Source organism: Staphylococcus schleiferi (genome assembly GCF_025558325.1).
Lineage (GTDB): Bacteria > Bacillota > Bacilli > Staphylococcales > Staphylococcaceae > Staphylococcus > Staphylococcus schleiferi.
The window spans coordinates 2,242,143-2,259,129 of record NZ_CP094712.1 but is presented as its reverse complement, the minus strand read 5'-3'; the positions used below and the strand labels follow the sequence as shown (position 1 = coordinate 2,259,129).

Below are 16,987 nucleotides of genomic sequence, written 5' to 3'. Positions count from 1 at the left end.
AGAAAAATAAGAGGTGCGTTGATGCATCATTTTAGATTACCTATCGAGGGGAATATCGCGCTCGTTTATCCTCATATCGCATATGCAGAAGAAATATTGGAAGTTATACAACAAAATCGCGGGCATTTAAGACGCTATTTAAAATGGGTGGACGAAGTAACAACAGTGGAAGTTGAAAGAAAATTTTTAGAAGTGATGTTAACACAAGTTGCAAAAGGTGAAGCCCTGCTTTATTTGATTTTTGATGAGAATCAATTCATCGGGATGGTAGATTTACATGCATTTGATAAAGAAAAAAGAAATGCAGAGGTAGGCTATTGGCTTGCAGAAGCCAAAACAAAGCGTGGAATTGTAACCCGTGTTGTAAAAAAATTGTGTGACATTGCATTTGAAGATTTGGCGCTAAACAAATTGGAATTACGTGCAAATGTTGAAAATAAAGGAAGCAATCGCATAGCGGAGAAAGTGGGTTTCCGTTGGGTAGGGGTAAAACGCGACGACGAGTATATCGATCATCAATATAGAGATATGAATTACTATGAACTTTTAAAATCTGATTATTATGCATGAAAAACGATTCGCGACCTTTCCAACACACAACATAAATAAAAAGTTGAAAAAATTCATAAAAAATTAATGAAATTTCAATATTTCTATCCCAAAAAGTTTAAAAACATGTTACATTAGTGTTAAGCAAAATATATGAACAGTATAAACATATCATTTTGTGTTTTTCATTTTCAAAAAGTTCTCCAATAAAGGGCCTGGCTCACATTAATAGCGTAGCGACTGTTAGTGATGAGACAGGCCTATTTGACTGCGATTTAAACAGACATTAACTGTTATGGCTTTGTCATAAACATATCATGAGAAACAGGTTTCTACTATTAATAAGTTAAAACCTTTGTTTAGACGAAAGCTATATGGCTTAGCCTTGTGAAAGACACATGATTGTGTCTTCTCCAATTTCCTCTCAATCAATCCATTAAATTATCTATTCATTTTAATTACATTTGAATACAAGATATCTGCCATTGTATCAGGAGATTCTTGACACCCTTTAGAGAGCCAACTGTAAACAATCGCCATTTGTCCGCCAAGCGTATAATTGATGAAGTATTGTGTCTGCTGTAATTCGGGCAGATGTTTCAACATTTTATCATACGCGCCAAAGGTGTACTGGATGTAGCTACGTATCAATACGGGCTGCGGTTGTGTGACAATAATGGCGGTAAAAAAAGTACGATGACGCTTTAAATAGCGGAATACCAATCTGAATATTTTTAAAATAGTCGTTTTAACTTCAAGAAGTGAATGATTCTCAACAACTTCTACAGCGTAATTAATTAGGCGCTCGTATTTTGTCATATGATAAGTCGTGAGTTTCTCAAATAATTGATATTTATCTTCGAACTGCGCATAAAAAGTAGAACGATGGACATCGCTCTCTGCACAAATTTGTTTAATTGTAATAGATTCAAGGGGTTCAGTCTTCAATAAGCGGATCATCGCTTTAATAATTTGACGCCTTGCTTTTGATTTTGATTTAGTCATAGTATCACCAATTGTTATTATAATATATTTTCAAATCCGACACATTTAAAAAGATTGTCTCTATTTTTTATGAAAAAATCATTTTATAATACAAGAGTTACTTTATTGGAGAAAGGGAGTAAAGACAATGAAGAAAATAATAACGATTAACATTGTAACAATCGTTCTTTTAATTATTATTGGTGTTGTCGGCTTTTATTTTTACAACCAATCTGTAAGTTATATCAAAACAGATAATGCAAAAGTCGATGGCGATCAAATTAAAATCGCAAGTCCAGTATCAGGTAAAATCGATGGCTTGGACGTGCACGAAGGTCAAAAACTAGATAAAGGCGACACAGTGGCTAAAGTACAAGGAAAAGGAGAAAATGGATCTCCACAATCTGTATCAATTAAAATGCCACAAACTGCAACAATCGCTAAACTTGATGGGCAAAACGAAGGTATTGCTCAAGCAGGACAACCTATTGCTTATGCATATGACATGGACGACTTATACATCACTGCAAATGTTGATGAAACAGACATTAAAGATGTAGAAGAAGGTCGAGATGTAGATGTTTCTATCGATGGCGAACACTCTAAAATTAAAGGTAAAGTTGACCGAATTGGTCATGCAACTGCATCAAGCTTTTCATTAATGCCTTCATCAAATAGTGACGGTAATTACACAAAAGTAACGCAAGTTGTTCCAGTTAAAATCAAATTAGACAATCAACCATCAAGTGGTGTTGTTCCAGGTATGAACGCTGAAGTAAGTATTCACAAAAATTAAAAGGGGGTCATCAAATGTTTGTGATGATTTATACAATTCTTGCCCTTATTGTGACTATTATACTTAACTGGATTTTAGTCCGTGGTAAAAAGCGTAAACCACAAAAACAACATCGCAAATCGTCAACACAGTCGATGACAACATCAAATGAACCCCATCAAAGTCAGCATACTTTCACATTAGACGATGATCATTCAAATGCGCAAGCTTCTCATGAGACGCATGTTCCACGTCAACCTGTGAATGAAAAAGTTGCAGATGCAACGCAAGACTTTGTGTTCAAAAAAGGTACCACTCGTAGCAAAGTATTAGTCGCAATGATATTTGGTATGTTTATAGCGATTTTAAACCAAACATTATTGAATACAGCATTGCCACAACTTAATACGGACTTTAATATTTCCGCTTCAACAGGACAATGGTTAATGACCGGTTTTATGTTGGTGAACGGGATTTTAATTCCGATCAGTGCCTTTTTATTCAATAAATATTCTTATCGACGATTATTCTTAATTGCGATGCTTTTATTTACAATTGGTTCATTCGTCTGTGGTATTGCATGGGGCTTCCCAATTATGATGGTTGGACGTGTGCTTCAAGCGATGGGTGCAGGTGTCTTAATGCCACTTGGTACAAATGTATTTATGACCATCTTCCCACCTGAAAAACGTGGTATGGCTATGGGAACATTAGGGATTGCAATGATCTTAGCACCAGCAATTGGACCTACATTATCAGGTTATGTTGTTGAAAACTATGATTGGCACTCTATGTTTATAGGTATGTTTGTGATTGGTATTATTTCGCTTTTAGTTGGTTTTCTTTGGTTCGGTATTTATCAAAGAACGACAAACCCAAGAGCAGATATTCCAGGTATCATATTTAGTACAATCGGTTTTGGTGCGCTATTATATGGCTTTAGTGAAGCGGGTAACGATGGTTGGACATCACCTAAAATTGTGATTATGTTCATTATCGGTACAGTGTTTACAATTGCCTTTGTCGTTCGTGAGATGACAATGAAAGTACCAATGCTAAGTTTTGAAGTCCTTAAATATTCTGGCTTCACATTAACAGCAATTATCAATATGATACTTACAATGAGTCTATTTGGCGGTATGATTTTATTACCACTTTACCTCCAAAGTTTACGTGGTTTTTCACCACTAGATTCTGGATTACTTTTATTACCAGGTGCGCTAATCATGGGGGTTATGGGACCAATCGCTGGTAAGTTATTAGATACGATAGGGGTTAAACCTATTGCCATTCTTGGTTTGGCAATTACGACCTATGGAACTTGGGAGCTTACCCAGCTGACAATGGATACACCTTATCGCAGTATTTTAATGATTTACATCATTCGTTCATTTGGTATGAGTTTTGTAATGATGCCAATCATGACTGCGGGTATTAACTCACTGCCATCTCGTCTCGTTTCTCATGGTAATGCACTTGTTAATACAATGAGACAACTTGCAGGTTCAATTGGTACTGCGATTTTGGTTACAGTGATGACGCAACAAACTGACCAACATCTTGCAACTTTCCAACAAGACCTAGACCGTACGAACCCAGCAATCAAAGACGAATTGCAAGAAATGGCACAACAAATGGGTGGCCAAGACCATGCAATGGCTGCGATTATTCGATTTATGAATCAATTAGCATCTGTTGATGGTGTGAATAGTGCGTTTTGGATCGCGACTGCATTAAGTGGTTTAGCACTATTTTTAAGCTTTTTCCTAAAAGGGAAATCACATTATATTTCACACGAATAAAAATAATCACAACGACTATCTTATAAAATTTGATAGGTTGTGTATCAATGAGATGTGCTTTACTTAATTAATTTTGTGAATCACAGTCCTCATAAAATTTATGATATTGCCCTACAAAGTCGCACAGATATAGTGCACACTTTGTAGGGCATTTTTAATTTTAATATAAGTGATATGAGTTATTAAACAGTCGTCTTATTTTTTAATAGGCAAACTTTGTGTAATATCTATACCTAGTACAATAGGTAATAAGAAATAGACAACGACAATAATTACAACAATGCTGATTAAGTTCATGATAAAGCCTTTGACGGCCATTTCTTTAATTTCTATTTTGCCGGTACCAAAAACAATGGCATTTGGTGGTGTGCCTACTGGTAACATATAGGCACAGTTCGCAGCCATTGCAGCAGGTACCATTAATAATAATGGATGTACATCAATCGCAACAGATAACGTAGCGAGAATCGGTAAGATCATCGTCGCAGTTGCCGTATTCGATGTAATCTCTGTCAAAAATAAGATGAACACTGTAATGACGATAACAATAACGATAGGACTTACATCTTTCAATAAGGTCATTTGTTCTCCTAGCCATTTTGCAAGTCCACTTGCTTGTATTCCTTTTGCGAGTGCGAGGCCCCCGCCAAATAGAATGAGCACGCCCCATGGTAATTCTTTTGCGATAGACCAATCTAAAATACGTTTATGCTTATGTTTTGCAGGAATTAAGAAGAGTAAAATTGACACAAACATCGCAATCGTACCATCTGCTACCAGTTGAGTTGGTCCCCATTTTGAAAGTAAAAATTCACGTGAAATCCACAAGAAGCTCGCAATTAAGAAAACAATAAATACAACTTTTTCTTCATATTTAATTTTGCCTAATTCAGCAAGTTTATCTTTAATTACCTTTTGGCCTCCTGGCAATGATTTCATATCATGACGAAAGGCGATGAATTTAAAATAGAGCCAAGCAAGAAATAATAGCAAGATGACAGTTGGAATTCCAATAATCATCCATTTCCCAAAACTTAATTCTTGTCCAAAATGTGAGGCATATTGGCCTTTTAAAATAATAAGAGGTGGAGTTCCGATAAGCGTTCCGAGTCCACCAATCGTTCCCGCATAGCCGATACCTAAAACGAGTGCACGCTCAAATTTTAAAATACTTTCTTCATTATCATTTTCAGTTTTTAAAGCATGTGCTTCATTGATAATCGCTAAACCGATAGGAATCATAATCATCACGGCAGCTGTATTCGACACAAACATCGATAATCCGCCAGTTGCTAACATAAAACCAAGTAAAATACGCCCTGTACTTGTCCCAATGCTATTAATAATTGTTAAGGCAATCCGTGTATGTAAATCCCAACGTTCCATTGCGATAGCGAGAATAAAGCCACCTAAAAAGAGATAAATAATATCATTCCCATATTGAGCAGAAACCGTGGCACTATCCATGACATGACCTAAAGGTAATAAAACTAAAGGTAACAAACTTGTCGCAGGAATAGGAATTGCTTCAGTAATCCACCAAATGGCAATCCAAGCTGTAATAGCGAGTACATAGATGCCTTTAAAAGATAAGTCGTCAGGTCTAACAAATAGTAAAATTAACGCAAAAAGAAGGGGTCCTAATACTAGCCCGATTAACTGTGCAAGCGTATAAGAAGGATCCTTCTTTTTCTCTGTAAAAAACGTCAACAATCGTGACTCATTAGAGTTATTCATGATGTTGCCCCCCTTTGTTTTTAATACACCATCCCATAAGTAGTATCATATTTGAAAATAGTATAGCACATTCATTAATGGCGTATCTAGAGGGTTTCAGCAATAAACAGCGAAGTTAAACCGAAAAATGAAAACGCTTTATATTTTGAGTGTGTATGAATCAAAAAAATTTTAGAAGTGGAAGTATATAGAAGCAGATAGCGTATAACAAGGTGAGAGAGCATAAAAAGATATTAGCGCTTGGAAAAGCCCTGTAAACGAATAGCATTCAATTCATTGCAGGGCTATGTAAAATCGTGGTTTATTTTTGAGGTGATTTTAAGATTTGAATAGGTTTGCGAATAAAAGATTTGGCCACTTGATCAGATATAAGAAGGCCTACTGCAATCGCACCGGCGATTAATGTTGCACGAACAAAGATGTCGCTAGCTTCATTAAAATTTAATGTGAGCAATTGTTGAGTGGCTTTAAAAAAGATACTCCCGGGCACTAAAGGAATAATCCCCGGAACCATAAAGATAATCACGGGAGATTTATAGGTACGTGCCATAATGTGAGAAATAATCCCTAAAATAAAGCTGCCATAGAGGCTCGCATAGATACTGTCCATCGTAAAAACATCATTTGCGACAAAGAAAGTTAAATAACCGAAGCCACCACATAATCCAGCGGGTAAAAATAATCGAGTAGGTGCATCGTATACAAAAGCAAAACAAAATGAAGTTAAAAAACTACATATAAAGATAAAGACAATTGTCAATGTGCGCACCTCCTATAATAGTAAAAACGCGGTTGTTACACCTGCACCAATTGCGAAAGATGTAACGATTGCTTCTAAAAATTTTGCTGTAAACATGAGCATGTGGCGACCAAATAAGTCTTGAATTGCGGTGGTGATTAGAACACCGGGGACGATAGGCATGACTGCAGCGGTGATGGTGGCTCCAATATTTGGACTGCCTAACCAATGATTGAGCGGAATGGCGATAAGTCCAATGGTGATGGCGCCTAAAAAGTCAGGAATGAAGAGTGTCAGTTGCTTACTTTTCATCCATTCTGTCACAAAATAACCTAATGCACCTGCTAAAACAGCTGGAAAAACATCAATCCAAAAAGCACCTTGTAAATATGAAAAGCCTAGCGAAATCATGCCAGCAAATAGCATTTTATGTCCTAAAGCGTAACGTGGTTGTTTTTGTTCGATTTCTTTTAATATGTTATATGCACGATCAAAGTCAATCGCGTGCTGTGCGATTTGTCTCGAAATATGATTGACTAAATAAACGTTTCTTAAGTTAGTATCATTTTTCTTAATTTTAACCATGCGTGTATCATGATCAGGTGACAAAGAAAAATTAATAAAAATATTGAGTGCATAACCTTGGGCCTCATCATAGCCATAGCTTTGTGCAATGCGATTCATTGTATCTTCTACACGTGTGGCTTCCGCACCACATTCAAGCAGAATACGTCCTGCTAAAATGACTAAGTTTGTGACTTCTCGATCAGAAGGTGTAATTTGGGTCATCCATGTCACCTGCTTTTTTATCTGTCATAAGTTAACTCCTATCCTAGGTCAAAGTAATGATTTAACGATCTGCAAAAGTCTAAATGGTGTTAATCTCTTAATATTGTGAAAATAAAAGTCAGCGACAGCAAAGTGTTTAATTGAGCTGAGGCTGATTGGAAAGCATCCTTTTGATATAGACCGATTATAGCACAAGAGAAGTTGAAATAAATATCGAGTTTGTTAAAGAATGAAGCGGCCATTAAAAATAGAGAAAACAAATTTTAAAGATACAGGGAGTCGTGCATTTGACTGTCATAAAAAAGCTGAGACGTGACAACGTCTCAGCTTTAAAAAGTACACGAAATGAAAGGTGAACGATGATGGGATACAAGGCGTATCCGTGCCACATTCATCTCGTTATTATTAAGCTTATATTATTGAATCGCCATTAAAGTATTAATGCCTTCTTTATCTAAATGGTGGCCGACAAAGAAACTACCAAATTCACCATAGCGTGCTGTTGTTTCATCAAAACGCATTTCATAAACAATTTTTTTGAATTGTAGTACATCATCAGAAAATAACGTTACGCCCCATTCGAAATCATCGAATCCAACAGAACCCGTAATAAATTGCTTGATTTTACCGGCATATTTGCGACCAATTAAACCATGATTGTACATTAACTTTTTACGCTCTTCCATAGATAACATATACCAGTTATATGTTTCGTTACGACGTTTGTTCATAGGGTAGAAACAAATATATTGTTTATGCGGTAATTCTGGATATAATCGCGCTTTAACATGTGGATTTTCATAAGGATCCTCCTCTGAATCACCACCTAAATAATTACTCAACTCTACCACTGAAACATATGAATATGTAGGAATAAAATGGTCAGCGATGGCTAACTTATTAATCTCGTTTTCAATTTCAGTTAAATCCTTCATTTCTGGACGTAAAAACCATAATAATAAATCAGCCTTTTGTCCTGTTACATTGTAAATCACTTGATCGCCACTATGATCTGACTTCGCTTGATCAAAACGATCGAGTAATTGATGGAAAGCAGTAACCATTTCTTCACGATCCGCCTCCGGAACCAAACGCCAAGAAGCCCAATCTATCGCATAAAATAAATGCAAACTGTACCAACCATCTAAAGTCTCTGCTGCATGACTCATTCAGAACACTCCTTAGAAATAGAATTATAATTAAATTTTATCATAAAGGGAGCAGGACAGAAATCTATTTGATTTCGTCGTCCTGCCCCGGCAAAGATGACTAGGGTTGCGCAAAGCTTGATAAAGCGAAGGCGCAATCGAGCCATCTACTGCGCTCACTAGAGTTTATGAAAAAATAAACATGCAGGACAGAAATAGATTTGACTAGGTCGCCTCATCCCTAGATTTACAAGCGAGTGGCATGGAAATCTACGTTTAAATAACGTATAATAATAGGTGGAAATTATTGAGAAGGAAAGCAGAGGAGGACAACGATGTCTAGTTTATTAGATGTTTTAAAAGACAAACTTTCTGGTAAAAATGTGCGTATCGTATTACCAGAAGGTGAAGATGAGCGTGTATTAACAGCAGCTGTAGAATTGCAAGGTTCTGATTATGTCACACCAATCGTTTTAGGGGATGTAGACAAAATTAATGCATTAGCAGCTGACAAATCTTTAAATATTGAAGGCTTAAAAGTTATTCACCCTGAAAACAGTGACTTAAAAGCTGAATTAGTTGAGAAATTTGTGGAAAGACGTAAAGGTAAAGCAACTGAAGAACAAGCGCAATCGTTCTTAAACGATGTGAACTACTTCGGTACAATGCTTGTTTACGCAGGTTATGCAGATGGATTAGTGAGCGGTGCAGCACATTCGACTGCAGATACAGTACGCCCTGCACTTCAAATCATTAAAACAAAACCAGGTGTATCTAAAACTTCTGGTGTGTTCTTTATGATTAAAGAAGATCAACAATTTATTTTTGGTGATTGTGCCATCAATCCAGAATTAGGCGCATCAGATTTAGCAGAAATCGCGGTTGAAAGTGCCAAAACAGCACAAAGCTTTGGTATGGATCCTCGCGTAGCTATGTTAAGTTTTTCAACAAAAGGTTCAGCAAAATCAGATGATACAGAAAAAGTTGTAGAAGCTGTTCAACTTGCTCAAGAAAAAATAGCTTCTGAAGGACTTTCTAACGTTGTTATTGATGGCGAATTCCAATTCGATGCTGCAATCGTACCAGAAGTTGCGAAGAAAAAAGCACCAGGTGCACAAATTCAAGGTGATGCAAATGTATTCTTATTCCCAAGCTTAGAAGCAGGTAATATTGGTTATAAAATTGCTCAACGTTTAGGTGGCTACGATGCAGTAGGACCTGTACTTCAAGGACTTAATTCACCAGTAAACGATTTATCACGCGGCTGTTCAACTGAAGACGTTTATAATTTATCTATTATTACTGCTGCACAAAGTTTACAATAATGGACTTAACATCAAAGTATTTTAATGACCACACATGGCGCTATGTTGACCATTCTTCTGGTTTAGCGCCTATGCAATCATTTGCTTTTGATGATACGTTTTCGGAAAGTGTGGGCAAAGATTTATCTCCGAATGTAGTAAGAACATGGGTTCATCAACATACAGTGATTTTAGGTATTCACGATTCGCGACTCCCTCATTTGCAAGACGGTATTCGTTATTTGACAGATACACGCGGTTATAATGCGATTGTCCGTAATTCAGGTGGTTTAGGTGTTGTTTTAGATCAGGGTGTATTAAATATTTCACTGATGTTTAAAGGTAAAACGGAAACCTCTATCGATGAAGCTTTTACAGTGATGTACTTATTAATTAGCAAAATGTTTGAAGACGAAAATGTAGACATAGATACACACGAAATTCAACATTCTTATTGCCCAGGTAAGTTTGATTTGAGTATCAATAATAAAAAGTTTGCTGGCATCTCACAACGGCGTGTACGGGGTGGAATAGCTGTGCAAATTTATCTTTGTGTTGAAGGCTCAGGCAGTGAACGTGCTGAATTAATGCGTGCATTTTACGAACATGCGCTTCAAGGTGAGAAGACAAAGTTTACGTATCCAAGCATTGAGCCAGATTGTATGGCATCTTTGGAAGAACTTTTAGGTCATTCTTTAACTGTACTAGAGGTCATGTTTAAATTGCTTTATGCGATTAAAGATTTGGGCGGTACACTGAATATGGATCCGATTACTTCATTTGAATGGGAGCGCTATGAAGGGTATTATGAACGAATGTTAGCGCGTAACGCGAAAATGAATGCAAAAATGGAATAAATAGTGCTGTATTGATTCAAATGATCGATATTAATGAGACATAGTGAGAGTTCGATCTCCGAAAAGTTTTAAATAAAATAAAAGCAGTAACTGACTGGATTGCACATATGCTTAAAGCAGGCTTTACTCAATTCTAGTCATTTTTGCTGGAGTGGAACAACGAAATTAAACCGATTTCTGTTCCACTCCTTTTTTATGGGAACTTTAACGTTGGGCGAAGGACGGTCTTAATAAAGTTTTTTAAGTGGCGTATAAATAGGGGTTGACGTTCAATATCTCTAAAGATTTGTAACTTGAAAAATATTGAAAAAAGAGTAAAATGGATAGAGCTAAAAAATTGAGAGGTGGGACGCTAAAGTGAAAAATAAATTCATGGTTTGCGATGATTGCCAAGCGGTTAACATTAAAACATTGACGCAAAAGCTTAAAAAGTTAGACCCTGAAGCGGAAATTGAAGTGGGCTGTCAATCATATTGCGGACCAGGAAGACGTAAAACTTTTGCGTTTGTGAACAATCGACCACTCGCTGCGCAAACTGAGGAAGAATTGATGGAAAAGGTGACGAAACAACTTCAAAAACCAAGAGATACAGAGGAAGAAGAACGTCTCAGAAAGCGTAATGAGGAGCGTAAGCGTCGAAAAGAAGAACAAGATCGTAAGCTGAAAGAAAAACTCGCTAAACGTCAATAAGCGATTAAATCATTGAATTGATTCAAAATAAATAAGAGAGAAATGGCAACAGGCATGTACGGATACAAAGTTGTTTTATGGTGTGGCGTACCTAGAAATAATGATGTCATTTTAAATCCTTAAAAAGGTTAAGACGTGATGGTGTCTTAGCCTTTTTTTATGAGTTATTGCCGGTTTTGAAAATGTTGTCCACATGCAAGATAAAGGAATTCATGCATATTTAGCGCTTTACATGGGAATAGTATTCATACATTCAAAAAAGTAAAAGGGATGATATTTTATGATTACGGTGCTATTCGGGGGAAGTCGAGATCACGGCAATACGGCTGCACTGGTTAAAGAAGCATTAAACGGGCACGACCATGAATGGATTAATTTGACAAAATTAAAGTTTAATCCAGTGAGAGATGTCAGACATCAACATGAAACGATACTGGATTACAATGATGACTATCAAGAAGTCATTGATAAAGTACTACAAAGCGATGAAGTGATATTTGCTTCACCGGTTTATTGGTACAGTGTGAGTGCGACATTAAAATCATTTATTGACCATTGGTCGGAAACATTACAAGATCCGCGTTACGTTGATTTTAAAGAAAAAATGGCGAAAATCAACTTTAGATTAATTATTGTGGGTGGCGATAGCCCTAGAATTAAAGCGCTGCCTTGTGTGCAACAGATTGAATATAGTTTGCAGTATTTAGGTGCACACTTACAAGATTATTTAATTGGCTATGCAGAACGTCCTGGTGATATTCGTGATGATAACTATGCAATGAAAGAGGCAAAGCGTTGGAACCAGTTTTACGCGTGACGAAATAAATATTTTCAATCCTATTTAATTGTGCATTTATGGTATAATAGTATGTATTCTATAATGCAAGTAAGGAGCGAAATGTTGAATGTATGAAGTAAGAATTGCTACACCTGATGATGTCATTGGTATCCGCGATGTTGCGACCAAAGCGTGGTACAATACGTATTTGAATATTTATGCGGCTTCCACTGTGAACGAATTACTCGCGGCTTCATATAACGAAGAGCATTTGCGTAAAAGATTAGAAGACCAACTCTTTATTGTCGCAATTGAAGATAAAGAAGTAGTAGGTTTCGCTAACTTTATACAAGGAAGCGAACTTTATTTATCAGCGCATTATGTGCGTCCACATTCACAAAATAAAGGTTATGGACGTTTATTGTTAGAAAAAGGACTTTCGCACTACGATGGTCAATATGATGCTGTCTACCTTGAAGTCGATACGCAAAATGAAAAAGGTGTCGCATTTTATGAACAAGAAGGCTTTGAAGTATTACGTACATATGAACATGTGATGTATGGTGAAACGATGCATCTCGCCCTTATGAAAAAAAGACTGAGATAAAATTGCGATTAAGGAGGATTTTCGATTGACGAAATCAACTTATGCAGCACGTAAATTACCAGAAGAAAAAGTTTTCAAAGATCCGATTCATCGCTATATACACGTACAAGATCAATTGATTTGGGATTTAATCAAAACGAAAGAATTCCAGAGGTTACGCCGAATTAAACAGCTCGGTACACTCAATTTAGCATTTCATACTGCTGAACATAGCCGTTTTGGTCACTCACTTGGCGTTTATGAGATTGTTCGACGCATGATTGACGAATCGTTTAGAGGACGGCCAGAGTGGGATGATGCAGATCGACCACTAGCGATGTGCGCGGCCTTGTTACACGACTTAGGACATGGGCCATTTTCCCATAGTTTTGAAAAAATATTTGATACAGACCATGAAGCATATACTCAGGCGATTATTGTAGGAGACACGGAAGTCAATAAGGTACTGAAACGTGTCAGTGATACTTTTCCAAATGAAGTCGCCGAAGTGATTAATAAAACGCATGACAATAAGTTAGTTATTTCAATGATTTCATCACAAATTGATGCAGATCGAATGGATTACTTACAACGAGATGCTTATTTCACGGGTGTGTCTTATGGTATGTTTGATATGGAGCGCATTTTAAGATTGATGCGACCTTCGAAAGATGAGGTACTGATTAAAGAGAGCGGAATGCATGCCGTTGAAAACTTTATTATGAGTCGTTATCAAATGTATTGGCAAATCTACTTTCACCCTGTAAGTCGGGGTGGAGAGGTTTTACTTAATCATTGTTTTAAACGCGCGAAATACTTATATGAACAAGGCTACGCTTTTAAAATCTCTCCAAGAGATTTTGTGCCTTTTTTTGAGAATAGAGCAACAGTTGAAGAATATATTAAATTAGATGAAACAGATGTTACATATTACTTAAAAGAATGGATGGAAGAAACCGATCCGATTTTAAGTGATTTGTCGCGTCGCTTTATTAATCGTGATTTATTTAAATATCTACCATTTGATGGTTCAATCATTACGATTACTGAGTTGCGCGATTTATTTCAACAGGCAGGTATCGACCCTGACTATTATTTTGTCAGTGATTCATTTTCAGACTTACCTTATGATTATGACCGACCTGGATCTAATAGACAACCGATACATTTATTACAAAATAATGGTAGTATTCGAGAAATCAGTAGCCAATCGCTCATTATTTCAAGTATTACAGGCATTAAACGTGAAGACTATAAGCTCTATTATCCTAAAGAGCTCATTATTAATATTGAAGATCTCGAGATAAAAAGTACTATTATTAATCTTTTGAATGAGTTAAATTAATCAATTAGTGATTGAGTGAACCATGCGTCTTGCCCATATGAAAGGGCACAAAAGATCATGTTGCCGTTAAGGATAGGATTGGGCATTCGCTTTGAATGAGGCGTGTCTTACTTCTTATCATTCTTACTGATTGGGAAGACGTCTTTCAAATCAATTTTTATTCTTCACTTGTATTTGAGAGATTATGTTTGATGGAGGGACATGCAATGGCGGAGAAAAAAGGCTTTAATTTTAATATTATTAAAAAAGACCCGCTAGATGGTCATAAAGGAACGAATTTAGGTTCCATTAGTTTAGATAATGTGGCACCTGTTTTTATAGATATCGAAGCACAAGAAGCGTTTATAGATATTGGTGCGATGCATGCACGTGCTAAAGTAGAGCGTGGTGTGAAATGGATAACAGACAAGGAAGTTGTTGATGTTGATGGCGCAAAAGCCTATTGGTTATGTTGGGTCACAACAGAAAGAGGCGAGCAAGGACCCTATTACGCTGGCGTGACTGCAGCTTATATGCTTGTTAATAAGTCGATTCGTCGGGGATATAAAAGTATGCCTGAACATGTGAATATGATGGATAAATCGATGAAGCACAAAGTCATTGTCGACCATATTGGTGCAGACAATCGTAAAGTCCTCGCTGAATTTTTAAAATCGCATCATCCTGAAATGTGGCGCAACTCAGATGTGACGTTGCATCAAGCGTTGAACGATGAAGCAAACTAACATTTTCCAGAAAAAGGGAGCCGGACATGATGTCTTGCTCTCTTTTCTTTATTGTATTGTGTGATATAATGGCTTGTATTATTCTATAAAGTAAGGTGAATGACACTGTGGAACATAATATCAAAGTTGATGTGCGTCAAATTGTAAAAAAAGATGGAGAGAAGGACATTTTCTCCCATCAAACGACTGGGCAATGGTTGAAAAAAGATGCAGACTTCATTCGATATCATGAAAAAGTGGATGACGCTGCTGTAAATGTGACCGTGAAATTAGCGGATGACAGTATCAAGATTATTCGTAAAGGTGATATCAATATGACACTTCATTTTGTTGAAGGTCAAGATACGACCACGTTTTATGAGTTTCCGCATGGTAAAATGGTATTAACCGTCCACACAATGAGTATATTACATTTTGTGAGCGAAAATGGTGGGAAACTTAAAGTGTATTACGCCTTATTTCAAGGAAATGAACAAATTGGAAAATATCAATACGAAATTAAATATAAGGAGATATAAGATGAATATTATCGATCAAGTTAAAGACACTTTAGTTCAAGAAATTAAAAATAGTATTCAACAAGCGCAAATCGTGGACACAATTCCTGATATTAAAATTGAAATCCCAAAAGATAGTAAAAACGGGGATTACTCAACAAATATCGCTATGGTTTTAACAAAATTAGCAAAGCGCAATCCGAGAGAAATTGCGCAACTTATTGTTGACCATTTAGATACGGAAGCGGCACATGTAAAATCTATCGATATCGCTGGACCAGGGTTTATTAATTTTTATTTAGACCCAAGTTATCTCAATGTTGTGATTGATCAAGCGTTAGAACAAGATCTCGCATTTGGTCGTGTAGCTGAACCTAAAAACGAAAAGATTCTAGTTGAATATGTATCAGCCAATCCTACTGGGGATTTACATATTGGGCACGCACGTAACGCTGCAGTCGGGGATACGTTAAGTAATGTACTTGATGCAGCCGGCTATGACGTAACACGTGAATATTATATTAATGATGCAGGTAATCAAATTACAAACCTAGCCAAATCTATTGAAGCACGCTATTTACAACAATTAGGACATGATGCGGAAATGCCACAAGATGGTTACCACGGTCAAGACATTAAAAACATAGGTGCAGATTTAGCAGAAAAACAACCGCATCTAGTTGATTTATCAGAAGATGAACGTTTAAAAACGTTTAGAAAACTAGGTGTAGATTATGAAATGGAAAAATTAAAGCAAGATCTTGCTGATTTTAATACGCATTTTGATCATTGGTTTAGTGAAACATCACTCTATGAGAAAAATGAAATTAAAGCGGTTCTCGCTAAAATGGATGAATTAGGCTACACATATGAAAAAGATGGCGCAACGTGGTTACGTACGACTGATTTTAAAGACGATAAAGATCGTGTATTAATCAAAAAAGATGGTACTTATACGTACTTCTTACCTGATATTGCGTATCATTATGATAAAATTCAACGCGGCAATCAAAAACTAATCAACTTGTTCGGTGCAGATCATCATGGCTATATTAATCGTCTGAAAGCTTCATTAGAGACATTTGGCGTTGACAGTAATCGTTTAGAAATACAAATTATGCAAATGGTACGTTTAATGCAAGATGGTGAAGAAGTCAAAATGAGTAAACGTACAGGTAATGCCATTACACTACGAGAAATTATGGACGAAGTCGGTGTAGATGCAGCGCGTTATTTCTTAACAATGCGTAGCCCAGACACGCATTTTGACTTTGATATGGCGCTTGCAAAAGAGCAATCACAAGATAACCCTGTTTATTATGCACAATACGCACATGCACGTATTTGCTCTATCTTAAGACAAGCAAAAGCACAAGGTTATCAAGTAGAAAAAGGTGCAGATTATCAAACAATCACAAATGAAAAAGCGATTGAATTATTAAAGAAAATCGCTGAATTTGAACCGATGATTGAAAGTGCAGCAGAAGCGAGAGCCCCTCATCGTGTGACAAATTATATTCAAGATTTAGCTGCGCATTTCCATAAATTTTATAACGCAGAAAAAGTATTAACAGAAGATGATGCAAAAACTCAGGCACACATCGCATTAGTTGATGCAGTGCGTATCACATTACGAAATGCATTACATTTAGTTGGTGTTTCTGCACCAGAACAAATGTAAA

At 36.6% G+C, this 16,987-nt stretch carries 17 protein-coding genes; 12 read left to right on the top strand and 5 right to left on the bottom strand.

Going from position 1 to position 16,987, the window contains the following annotated elements; all coding sequences use genetic code 11:
* Positions 1-21: 21 nt before the first annotated feature.
* Complete coding sequence (locus tag MUA40_RS10700) at positions 22-570, top strand: GNAT family N-acetyltransferase (protein WP_016424342.1); 549 nt, start codon at positions 22-24, stop codon at positions 568-570.
* Positions 571-990: 420 nt separating this feature from the next.
* Here MUA40_RS10700 and MUA40_RS10695 read toward each other — a convergent pair whose 3' ends face one another.
* Entirely contained in the window at positions 991-1,554 is a 564-nt protein-coding gene (locus MUA40_RS10695; RefSeq protein WP_016424343.1) for a TetR/AcrR family transcriptional regulator, read from the bottom strand.
* A gap of 127 nt (positions 1,555-1,681) precedes the next feature.
* On the opposite strand from MUA40_RS10695, the gene MUA40_RS10690 reads away from it, so the two are divergent.
* Together MUA40_RS10690 and MUA40_RS10685 are read left to right on the top strand one after the other, a co-directional pair.
* Positions 1,682-2,329, top strand: coding sequence for an HlyD family secretion protein (locus MUA40_RS10690; protein ID WP_060830342.1), 648 nt, complete (start codon positions 1,682-1,684; stop codon positions 2,327-2,329).
* A 14-nt stretch (positions 2,330-2,343) separates the two neighbouring features.
* The gene (locus MUA40_RS10685; RefSeq protein WP_016424345.1) at positions 2,344-4,110 is read left to right on the top strand and encodes a DHA2 family efflux MFS transporter permease subunit; all 1,767 of its coding nucleotides are present in this window, start codon (positions 2,344-2,346) and stop codon (positions 4,108-4,110) included.
* A 195-nt stretch (positions 4,111-4,305) separates the two neighbouring features.
* On the opposite strand, the gene MUA40_RS10680 is transcribed toward MUA40_RS10685, so the two are convergent.
* The 4 genes from MUA40_RS10680 to hemQ all read right to left on the bottom strand — a co-directional run bounded on the left by MUA40_RS10680 (position 4,306) and on the right by hemQ (position 8,544).
* Positions 4,306-5,847 carry an SLC13 family permease gene (locus MUA40_RS10680; RefSeq protein WP_016424346.1) on the bottom strand — a complete coding sequence of 514 codons (1,542 nt, stop codon included), beginning with the start codon at positions 5,845-5,847 and terminating at the stop codon, positions 4,306-4,308.
* Positions 5,848-6,148: 301 nt separating this feature from the next.
* Entirely contained in the window at positions 6,149-6,607 is a 459-nt protein-coding gene (locus tag MUA40_RS10675) for a threonine/serine exporter family protein (RefSeq protein WP_016424347.1), read from the bottom strand.
* Between the two features lie 12 nt (positions 6,608-6,619).
* On the bottom strand, positions 6,620-7,375 hold the full coding sequence (locus MUA40_RS10670) for a threonine/serine exporter family protein (protein WP_155976594.1): 756 nt from the start codon (positions 7,373-7,375) through the stop codon (positions 6,620-6,622).
* A gap of 416 nt (positions 7,376-7,791) precedes the next feature.
* Entirely contained in the window at positions 7,792-8,544 is a 753-nt protein-coding gene (gene hemQ, locus MUA40_RS10665) for a hydrogen peroxide-dependent heme synthase (RefSeq protein ID WP_016424349.1), read from the bottom strand.
* 314 nt (positions 8,545-8,858) lie between these two features.
* On the opposite strand from hemQ, the gene pta reads away from it, so the two are divergent.
* The 9 genes from pta (at position 8,859) to argS (ending at position 16,986) form a co-directional block, all read left to right on the top strand.
* The gene (gene pta / locus MUA40_RS10660; RefSeq protein ID WP_016424350.1) at positions 8,859-9,848 is read left to right on the top strand and encodes a phosphate acetyltransferase; all 990 of its coding nucleotides are present in this window, start codon (positions 8,859-8,861) and stop codon (positions 9,846-9,848) included.
* A complete protein-coding gene (locus MUA40_RS10655; protein WP_262569556.1) occupies positions 9,848-10,684 on the top strand; it encodes a lipoate--protein ligase family protein in 837 nt (278 codons plus the stop codon). Before pta ends, MUA40_RS10655 begins: the two co-directional genes overlap by 1 nt.
* A 357-nt stretch (positions 10,685-11,041) precedes the next feature.
* Positions 11,042-11,374, top strand: a complete 333-nt coding sequence (locus MUA40_RS10650) for a YuzB family protein (protein ID WP_167732947.1) — start codon at positions 11,042-11,044, stop codon at positions 11,372-11,374.
* Positions 11,375-11,654: 280 nt separating this feature from the next.
* Positions 11,655-12,191, top strand: coding sequence for a flavodoxin family protein (locus MUA40_RS10645; protein ID WP_016424353.1), 537 nt, complete (start codon positions 11,655-11,657; stop codon positions 12,189-12,191).
* A gap of 88 nt (positions 12,192-12,279) precedes the next feature.
* Positions 12,280-12,759 carry a GNAT family N-acetyltransferase gene (locus MUA40_RS10640; RefSeq protein ID WP_050331720.1) on the top strand — a complete coding sequence of 160 codons (480 nt, stop codon included), beginning with the start codon at positions 12,280-12,282 and terminating at the stop codon, positions 12,757-12,759.
* 25 nt (positions 12,760-12,784) lie between these two features.
* Entirely contained in the window at positions 12,785-14,083 is a 1,299-nt protein-coding gene (locus MUA40_RS10635; protein WP_016424355.1) for an HD domain-containing protein, read from the top strand.
* 206 nt (positions 14,084-14,289) lie between these two features.
* Positions 14,290-14,808, top strand: a complete 519-nt coding sequence (locus tag MUA40_RS10630; RefSeq protein ID WP_016424356.1) for a YwhD family protein — start codon at positions 14,290-14,292, stop codon at positions 14,806-14,808.
* Positions 14,809-14,915: 107 nt separating this feature from the next.
* Entirely contained in the window at positions 14,916-15,326 is a 411-nt protein-coding gene (locus MUA40_RS10625) for a YwiB family protein (RefSeq protein ID WP_016424357.1), read from the top strand.
* 1 nt (position 15,327) lies between these two features.
* On the top strand, positions 15,328-16,986 hold the full coding sequence (gene argS / locus MUA40_RS10620) for an arginine--tRNA ligase (RefSeq protein ID WP_016424358.1): 1,659 nt from the start codon (positions 15,328-15,330) through the stop codon (positions 16,984-16,986).
* The last annotated feature ends 1 nt before the right edge of the window (position 16,987 follow it).

Excerpts from the sequence above, each read along its gene's own strand:
- MUA40_RS10680 (WP_016424346.1), bottom strand. The coding sequence starts at position 5,847 with ATGAATAACTCTAATGAGTCACGATTGTTGACGTTTTTTACAGAGAAA.
- MUA40_RS10670 (WP_155976594.1), bottom strand. The coding sequence starts at position 7,375 with ATGACCCAAATTACACCTTCTGATCGAGAAGTCACAAACTTAGTCATT.
- MUA40_RS10685 (WP_016424345.1), top strand. The coding sequence starts at position 2,344 with ATGTTTGTGATGATTTATACAATTCTTGCCCTTATTGTGACTATTATA.
- MUA40_RS10690 (WP_060830342.1), top strand. The coding sequence starts at position 1,682 with ATGAAGAAAATAATAACGATTAACATTGTAACAATCGTTCTTTTAATT.
- MUA40_RS10655 (WP_262569556.1), top strand. The coding sequence starts at position 9,848 with ATGGACTTAACATCAAAGTATTTTAATGACCACACATGGCGCTATGTT.
- MUA40_RS10700 (WP_016424342.1), top strand. The coding sequence starts at position 22 with ATGCATCATTTTAGATTACCTATCGAGGGGAATATCGCGCTCGTTTAT.
- MUA40_RS10630 (WP_016424356.1), top strand. The coding sequence starts at position 14,290 with ATGGCGGAGAAAAAAGGCTTTAATTTTAATATTATTAAAAAAGACCCG.
- MUA40_RS10645 (WP_016424353.1), top strand. The coding sequence starts at position 11,655 with ATGATTACGGTGCTATTCGGGGGAAGTCGAGATCACGGCAATACGGCT.
- hemQ (WP_016424349.1), bottom strand. The coding sequence starts at position 8,544 with ATGAGTCATGCAGCAGAGACTTTAGATGGTTGGTACAGTTTGCATTTA.
- pta (WP_016424350.1), top strand. The coding sequence starts at position 8,859 with ATGTCTAGTTTATTAGATGTTTTAAAAGACAAACTTTCTGGTAAAAAT.
- argS (WP_016424358.1), top strand. The coding sequence starts at position 15,328 with ATGAATATTATCGATCAAGTTAAAGACACTTTAGTTCAAGAAATTAAA.
- MUA40_RS10640 (WP_050331720.1), top strand. The coding sequence starts at position 12,280 with ATGTATGAAGTAAGAATTGCTACACCTGATGATGTCATTGGTATCCGC.
- MUA40_RS10695 (WP_016424343.1), bottom strand. The coding sequence starts at position 1,554 with ATGACTAAATCAAAATCAAAAGCAAGGCGTCAAATTATTAAAGCGATG.